Source organism: Streptomyces sp. NPDC045967, from assembly GCF_056430495.1.
Map to the genome: position 1 here is coordinate 23,561 of NZ_JBWKLE010000031.1, position 6,944 is coordinate 30,504.

Annotated in this window: 7 protein-coding genes; 1 reads left to right on the plus strand and 6 read right to left on the minus strand. The window is 69.2% G+C overall.

All coding sequences use genetic code 11. The features are described from left to right. Window positions 1-101 precede the first annotated feature (101 nt). The 6 genes from AC07FY_RS32005 to AC07FY_RS32030 all read right to left on the minus strand — a co-directional run bounded on the left by AC07FY_RS32005 (window position 102) and on the right by AC07FY_RS32030 (window position 5,828). The gene (locus tag AC07FY_RS32005; protein WP_479013635.1) at window positions 102-1,319 is read right to left on the minus strand and encodes a helix-turn-helix domain-containing protein; all 1,218 of its coding nucleotides are present in this window, start codon (window positions 1,317-1,319) and stop codon (window positions 102-104) included. A gap of 728 nt (window positions 1,320-2,047) precedes the next feature. Further along, window positions 2,048-2,416, minus strand: a complete 369-nt coding sequence (locus tag AC07FY_RS32010) for a hypothetical protein (protein WP_479013637.1) — start codon at window positions 2,414-2,416, stop codon at window positions 2,048-2,050. Continuing rightward, the gene (locus AC07FY_RS32015) at window positions 2,394-2,888 is read right to left on the minus strand and encodes a hypothetical protein (RefSeq protein ID WP_479013639.1); all 495 of its coding nucleotides are present in this window, start codon (window positions 2,886-2,888) and stop codon (window positions 2,394-2,396) included. Before AC07FY_RS32015 ends, AC07FY_RS32010 begins: the two co-directional genes overlap by 23 nt. Then, window positions 2,885-3,166 carry a hypothetical protein gene (locus AC07FY_RS32020; RefSeq protein ID WP_479013641.1) on the minus strand — a complete coding sequence of 94 codons (282 nt, stop codon included), beginning with the start codon at window positions 3,164-3,166 and terminating at the stop codon, window positions 2,885-2,887. Before AC07FY_RS32020 ends, AC07FY_RS32015 begins: the two co-directional genes overlap by 4 nt. Window positions 3,167-3,581: 415 nt before the next feature. After that, entirely contained in the window at window positions 3,582-4,562 is a 981-nt protein-coding gene (gene dapD, locus AC07FY_RS32025; RefSeq protein ID WP_479013643.1) for a 2,3,4,5-tetrahydropyridine-2,6-dicarboxylate N-succinyltransferase, read from the minus strand. A 9-nt stretch (window positions 4,563-4,571) separates the two neighbouring features. Next, window positions 4,572-5,828, minus strand: a complete 1,257-nt coding sequence (locus AC07FY_RS32030; RefSeq protein WP_479013651.1) for an MFS transporter — start codon at window positions 5,826-5,828, stop codon at window positions 4,572-4,574. A gap of 92 nt (window positions 5,829-5,920) precedes the next feature. Here AC07FY_RS32030 and AC07FY_RS32035 point away from each other — a divergent pair, with 92 nt between their 5' ends. Then, window positions 5,921-6,814, plus strand: coding sequence for a winged helix-turn-helix transcriptional regulator (locus AC07FY_RS32035; RefSeq protein ID WP_479013645.1), 894 nt, complete (start codon window positions 5,921-5,923; stop codon window positions 6,812-6,814). Window positions 6,815-6,944: the final 130 nt, after the last annotated feature.

The following is a 6,944-nucleotide window of genomic DNA, read 5'->3' on the forward strand; positions in this document are numbered from 1 at the left end:
TGCGGCCTCGGATAACTTCTTCCGGATCTCGTGCAGCTCCACGAGTAATCGCGCTTTGTCTGCCACCCTCACGGCGACGGCCCCCTCTCCGTCCGGCCTGATCAGCTGAGCTTCATGTGTCCGGCCAAGCGCCGGATCTCCTCCGTGCGTGAGTTCCTGTTGGCGGACCGCAGGTCGTCCACCAGGTTCCGGGCGACGGGGCGGTTGCGTACGTGTTGCGGAGCAACTGCGTCAGCCCGGAGGATCGACTCCGCCGCAGCCTCAGCCTTGCCGTTCATCATCTGACCGGCCGCCGTGCAGACCCAGAAGTGGGACTTCCGCTCGCCCGACGCGATGCGCATGACGTCGACCAGCTCGGAGCGGGACAGCACGTCACGCGGGTGCCCCAGCTCCAAGCTGACTTCCACGCTGTGGATCTCCGCGTTGACCGCGTTGAACTGGGTCTGAAAAACGTTGCCGTCGGCAGGAAGACCGGCCGCTATCCGGCGCGCTTCGGCGAGGTGGGACTCGGCCTCGGAGCGGTCCCACAAACGCGACCAGGCCACGGCCGCCCGGAGATGCATGGCGCCCCACAAGGAGCGGAGGCTCTCGTCAGCAGTCGAAAGGTCCGGTTCGAGGTCGTCCAAGGCTCGGAGCGCCATGTCCCGAGCTGCGGCTACTTCGCCTTCGTAGAGCCAGACGCCGCAGAGGTCCCAGCGGGCAGCGGCCTGAAGCGCGGGCGACTCGGCGCGCTCAGCTGCGACCAGCTCGCGTTGGACCGCGCTCCAGCCAAGGTCATGATGACCAAGCAGGTTCGAGGAGACGCGGGCCATGTGGCTGGCTCGGAGCATGAGGGACTCGGCGCGGCGGAGATCATCTCCGTCGGCGACGTCGCAAGCGACGATGAGGTCCCGAAGGATCTGCGGGAGGACATCACCGAGGGCCGTGAACCTGGCGTCCTGGCGGAGTCGCTCGGCGGCTTCCACCCGCGCCGAGACATCCTCGAGTGACGGGGGCTCGATACCACCGAGGAGGAGTGCACCGCCGGGCATCGTCGCCTGCTGGAGTGCGAGGCGTAGGCCGGGAATCGCGGCGTGACCCGAGTCGAGTTCTGGGGAGTCGTGGCGGTAGGGCTGCCCCGTCAGCTCGATGACCTCGACGTCGAGGGCTTCGGCAAGCTGGCTAAGAACGCTCATGCGGTCCAACGGAAGCCGCCCAGTCTCCACCTTTGAGACCCAGCTGACCGAACGCTCTACAGCTGCTGCCAGCTGTGCTTGGTCCCAGCCACGTCGGCGGCGTGCCCGCGCCACCCTTTGCCCTGTACTCAGTTCGGCCACCACGATGGGCTCCCTTCGACTCTACGAAGGTACCCGTGCCCCCAGGACGGCACTGTCAGAAAAAGTGCCAGTGATCGCACGAAGTGCCATGGTCCGCAGGCCTGTTACAGGTTTCTCTACCTCATCAAGGCGGCTCGCTCCGCTCGCCGCGCGCGCTATCGGCTCCAGCGCCGGGCCCCGACGCTCCACGCCTTCGGCGCCCGCTCTGGGCCCGGCTCCGCCGGCGCGCGGCTGATCGACCACACCAGATGCGAGACGGTAGCCGCGGGACCGGGCCCGGTCGGCTGCATGGCTTTTGCCGCGCCAGCTGGGCCGGGTATCGGATCGAGCGAACCTTCGCGGAGCCACCCGATCCCAGGCTCAGCCTCCACAGCCCACCCCTGTTGGCGGCCTTACGCCTCGGCCTCGCGGTACGGCCCGGTCAGAACGATGCCTCCGGCGGGGGCGCTCCGGCTCCGGGATGGCCCGGGGCCGTCGAACGGGTGCGGGTTGGTGGGGGTGAGTGGTGGGGGCTCCCATCCCGTCTGCCGTCGACCCAGGCAAGCCGAGCAGACGCGGGCCCTGGCGTCCAGGTCGTTCGTACAGTGGCGCGCTCCACCTGGACGCCAGGGCCCGCGCCCGCTCCACGTACGTGTGGGTCGACGGCAGACGGGATGGGAGCCAGGCAGCGGGATGCCTGGCTGCACAGGCCGAACATCCCGCGTCGGTACCCAGCTTGCACAGCGAGGCGGCTACAGCCACAAGATCAGGATGACGGTCACTATGAGCACCAAGAAGGGGCCCGCAATCGCCTTTCGAAGCTCCCGCTCGCCCTTGCCGGGAAACATAGGGTCGTCACCCTCATCGGTAAACAGCGCCGACTGTCCAACCTTCCCGGTCAGAATGTCGCTCGCATCCCGAACCAGCGCAGCGGCCGCCTTCACATCGCCATTTTGCTTCAACATCGCGTCGAGTTTCGACATCATCTCAGGCGATGAGACTGCCAGGCGTCGCACCTGCTGTTTAGTTTCCGCATCGATTGCGGAATTATTTATGATTGTTTGGAACACTTGTCCGTTGTTGTTTTGAATGTATTGATCAATCGCGGGAAGTCTGGTCACGCACCCCTCCCCCACATGTGGTGTTGCTCACCAACGAAGGTGCATCATCCAAGTTCAAGCGAAAAGCCGAAGTGCACTCGCCTTTGGTCTTGGACTGACCGAGCGGTCCGGCCAAAATCAGTGCCACCAGCACAGCAGCCACGGCCGAGACTGCCGCTACGCCGATCCTCGCAAAAGGGTTCAGCGCCTGCCCTACAGTCTTGATCAAGGTTGGCCACTTGTGCGTGACCCACAGGAGCAGCGCCACCCCAACGAGTCCCGATACAAGGACCCTGTCTCCCATGAACTCGGCGACATATTCGTCCGAGGAGAGCTGAATCAAGCGGCCCAGGAACCATCCAACGGCAGGCAGCGCCTCGGGAAATTGGTCACCAATAAGCTGAATACCGAAGAGGGCAACCAAGACGGCGAAGGTTAACCCTAAAAGACCTTGAGCAAGCCCAAGCAGCCCACCGGAATTAAAAAACCTCACCGCTTACCATCTCGGTAATTGGTCTGGGACACCGTGCCATTGTTCGTGCCGATGATCTGACCGGAGTGCGGGGCGTTGATGGTGACGCCATCCGAGCGTGCAGCACCCGCAGAGCCGGGCGCGGTGTTGGCAGCATTGCCCAACTGCGCGTCGCTGGCAGGAGGCAATTGGTCGGCAGTAACACTGTCGGTCGAACGTGAGCGCGCCCAGCGCACCGTGACAACAGCAGCGCCGAGTGCGCACACACCACCGATGAGAGCGGCGACAATCTCGGTCATAACGTTCCCCCTAAGAATCCACTACAAGCCATCAGCAAAGCTCTGCTACAGAGGAAGAGGCGAGGGGCACGCCGATGCCCCGAGGCCGGCGCGGAGCTGCACACGGCTCTGCCAAGGCCGGTATCGGCTACCGCAGTTGCCGCGATTCCATCCAACTTGCCCCCCCTCAAGTCCTCTGATTTTGGCACACCGTTCCAGCGCTGGTCAGAGAATCAGACTAGGTTGCGCCGCACTGCGTCGACTCGCGCAACCCCCAGGCGACGCCGTATTCAGGGCGCAACACAAGCGCCCTCCCGGGCCGTCTCGGGGCCGTGGGAGGGCGCTCAGTGGTGACCAATGCTGACAACTGGCGACAGCTCAGCCGCTGGTCAGCGCGCTGGTCGGTTGCTCAGCCGCAGGTCAGGGCGGCGGGGCGTCAGTTGTGGCTGTGCAGGACCTCGTTCAGGCCGCCCCAGGTCGCCTTGTAGGGGCGGGCCTCGACGGCGCCGGTGACCGAGTTGCGGCGGAAGAGGATGTTGCTGGCGCCGGAGAGCTCCAGGGCCTTGACGATCTGGCCGTCCGGGAGGGAGACGCGGGTGCCCGCGGTGACGTAGAGGCCGGCCTCGACGACGCACTCGTCGCCGAGCGCGATGCCCACGCCCGCCTCGGCGCCGATCAGGGTGCGCTCGCCGATCGAGATGATCTGCTTGCCGCCGCCCGACAGGGTGCCCATGGTGGAGGCGCCGCCGCCGATGTCGGAGCCGTCGCCGACCACGACGCCCGCCGAGATGCGGCCCTCGACCATGGAGGTGCCGAGGGTGCCGGCGTTGAAGTTGACGAAGCCCTCGTGCATGACGGTGGTGCCCTCGGCGAGGTGCGCGCCGAGGCGGACGCGGTCCGCGTCGGCGATGCGCACGCCCTTGGGGGCGACGTAGTCCGTCATGCGGGGGAACTTGTCGATCGAGGTGACCTGGAGGTGCAGGCCCTCGGCGCGCGCATTGAGGCGGACCGTCTCGACCTGGTCGACGGCGACCGGCCCGAGGGAGGTCCAGGCGACGTTGGCCAGCAGGCCGAAGACACCGTCGAGGTTCTGGCCGTGCGGCTTGACCAGGCGGTGGCTGAGCAGGTGCAGGCGCAGGTACGCGTCGTGCGCGTCCAGCGGCTTGTCCTCCAGGGAGGAGATCACCGTGCGGACGGCCACGACCTCGACGCCGCGGACCGCGTCCTGGCGGATCGCCTTCGCCGCGGCGGCGCCGAGCAGCTCCACGGCCCGGTCGGCGGTGAGGCGCTCGGTGCCGGCCGGGCCGGGCTCGGCGACCAGCTCGGGGGCGGGGAACCAGGTGTCGAGGACGGTGCCGTCAGCGGTGAGGGTGGCAAGTCCGGCGGCGACGGCGCCGGTGGTACGCGTAGCAGTCATGCCAGAAACCTAACCGGCGACGGCCCGCGGGTGCGAACCGGTCTCATGTGCCGGTCCCACCGCGTGTCGGCCCGCCCACAGCACCGCCCCGCCCGCCCCCGCCGCGAGGACCGCGCACAACGGCCACAGCAGCCCGGGCGCGGCGGAATACAGCGCTCCGCCCAGTGGCGGGCCGAGCACGACCCCGCTGACCGAGATGCCGGCGTACAGGCTCTGGAAGCGCCCGATGGCGTGCTCGGGCGCCTGGTCGGCCACGTAGGCGGTGGCGGTGGTCTTGTACAGGACTTCGCCGAGGCTCAGCAGGAGCATCATGGCCACGGCGGTCGCGATCCCGGCGCCGAGGAGCAGCGCCGCGTACCCGGCTCCGACCAGCACCAGGCCGGTTCCGATGACCGGCAGGGCGGGCCGCTCGCGCAGCGCGACGGCGGCGGGCAGCTCCAGCAGCAGGATCACCCCGCCGTTCAGGGCGATGACGAGGCCGAAGGCCCGCGCGTCCAGCCCGTGGTCGGCGAGGAAGACGGGGAAGGCGCTGTACTGCTGGCGGTAGACGACGTCGGCGACCAGGATCGCGCCGAGCAGGACGAGCAGGGCGGGCCGGGCCCGCAGCTCGGCCCAGACTCCCCGGCCGCCGCCCGAGCCACGGCGGCCGCCACGGCCCCGGTCCCCGCCCCCGTCCGGGCCCGCGGCGGCGGTCCGCGGGCCGCCGCCCCGCGCCGGGACGACCCGCGCGGTCCACAGGGCGAAGAACAGCGTGCCGAGGCCGTCGCCGACGAAGAGCCAGTCGTACGAGAGCCCGGTCGCGACCAGCGCGCCCAGCGGCGGCCCGAGGGTGAATCCGCCGTTGGACACGCAGCGCATGACGGCGAACGCCTGGCGCCGGGCCCCCTCCGGGACGGTGACGGCGACCAGCGCGGAGTTGGCGGCCCGCACCACGCCGGAGGCGTACTGGGCCACCGGCAGGGCCGCGTACAGCAGCGGGGTGGGCAGCAGCGGGAAGGCCGCCAGGGTCAGTCCGGCCAGGGTGGACGCCGCGAGGAGCACCCGGCGGTGGCCGAAGCGGTCGCCGTACCAGCCGCCGGTGAAGTTGCCCGCGACCAGGCCGACGCCGCCGATGCCGGTGGCGAGGCCCGCCTGCGCGGTGTCCAGGGCGCGCGGCCCGGTCAGGTAGAGGAAGACGAAGACGAAGGTGAAGCTGACGACGGCGTTGACGAAGACCCCCGCGGCCAGCAGCCACACCGTCCTCGGTACGTCCTTGAACCCTTGCAGCACCTCGTGCCCCCGCTTCCCCCGAGTCAGTTCCTTTTGGGAACGGACTATGACAGCATGACAGCCTGGGGTCAACGGACGAAGGAGTTCCCATGGCCCAGCGCACACATCTCGGCGACGCGGACTGCGCCATCGCCCAGGCCCTCGACGTGGTGGGCGACTGGTGGACGCTGCTGATCGTGCGCGACACCGCGCGCGGCCTGCACCGCTTCGAGGAGCTCCAGCGCGAGCTGGGGGTGTCCCGCAAGGTGCTGACCGAGCGGCTGAAGCTGCTGGTCGAGGCGGGGGTGCTCACGCGTGAGCCGTACCGGGAACGCCCGGTGCGGCACGCGTACCGGCTGACCCCGCGCGGGCGCGGGCTGCTGCCCGTACTGGTGGCCCTCCAGGACTGGGGGGACAGCTGGATCCTGGGAGGAGGAGAGGTGACGGCGACGACGGACGAGACCTCACGGGAGGCGGAACGGGTCCACGCGCTGCGCGGCACGCGCCTGCCGGAGCTGCTGCTGCCGGACCGTTTCGGCGAGCCACGCGACCCGGTGGCGGACACCGCGTTCACGGTCCTGTACTGCTTCCCCGGCGCCTACGCCCGCGCCGCGTCCTATCCGCCCGGCTGGGCCGGCATCCCGGGCGCCAAGGGCTGCACGTTCGAGTCCTGCACCTACCGCGACCAGCTCGCGGAGTTCACCGCGGCGGGCGCCACCGTGCACGGGGTGTCGACCCAGCGCCCGGACGAGCAGCAGGAGTTCGCGGAACAGGAGCGCCTGCGCTTCCCGCTCCTGTCGGACGCGGCGCTGGACCTGACGACGGCGCTGCGGTTGCCGACGTTCCGCGCGGCGGGCGTGACCCGGATCAAGCGGCTGACCCTCGTCCTCGACCGGGACCGCACGGTGCGCGAGGTGTTCTACCCGGTCCAGGACATCGAGGCGAGCGTGCGGGCCGCCCTGACCGCCGTCCGCACCGCGAGCCGCCCCGGCCACCACGGCTAGTGCCGTGACCGGGAAGGTTCGCCGGGTTGGCGCCCTAGTACTGCAACGGTGTTTGCCGTGACGGTTGGGCAGGTCGGTCGTTGGCCAGTTCATGGGTGGGGAACTTGCTGATGCCCGGTCGTGGGCTGGT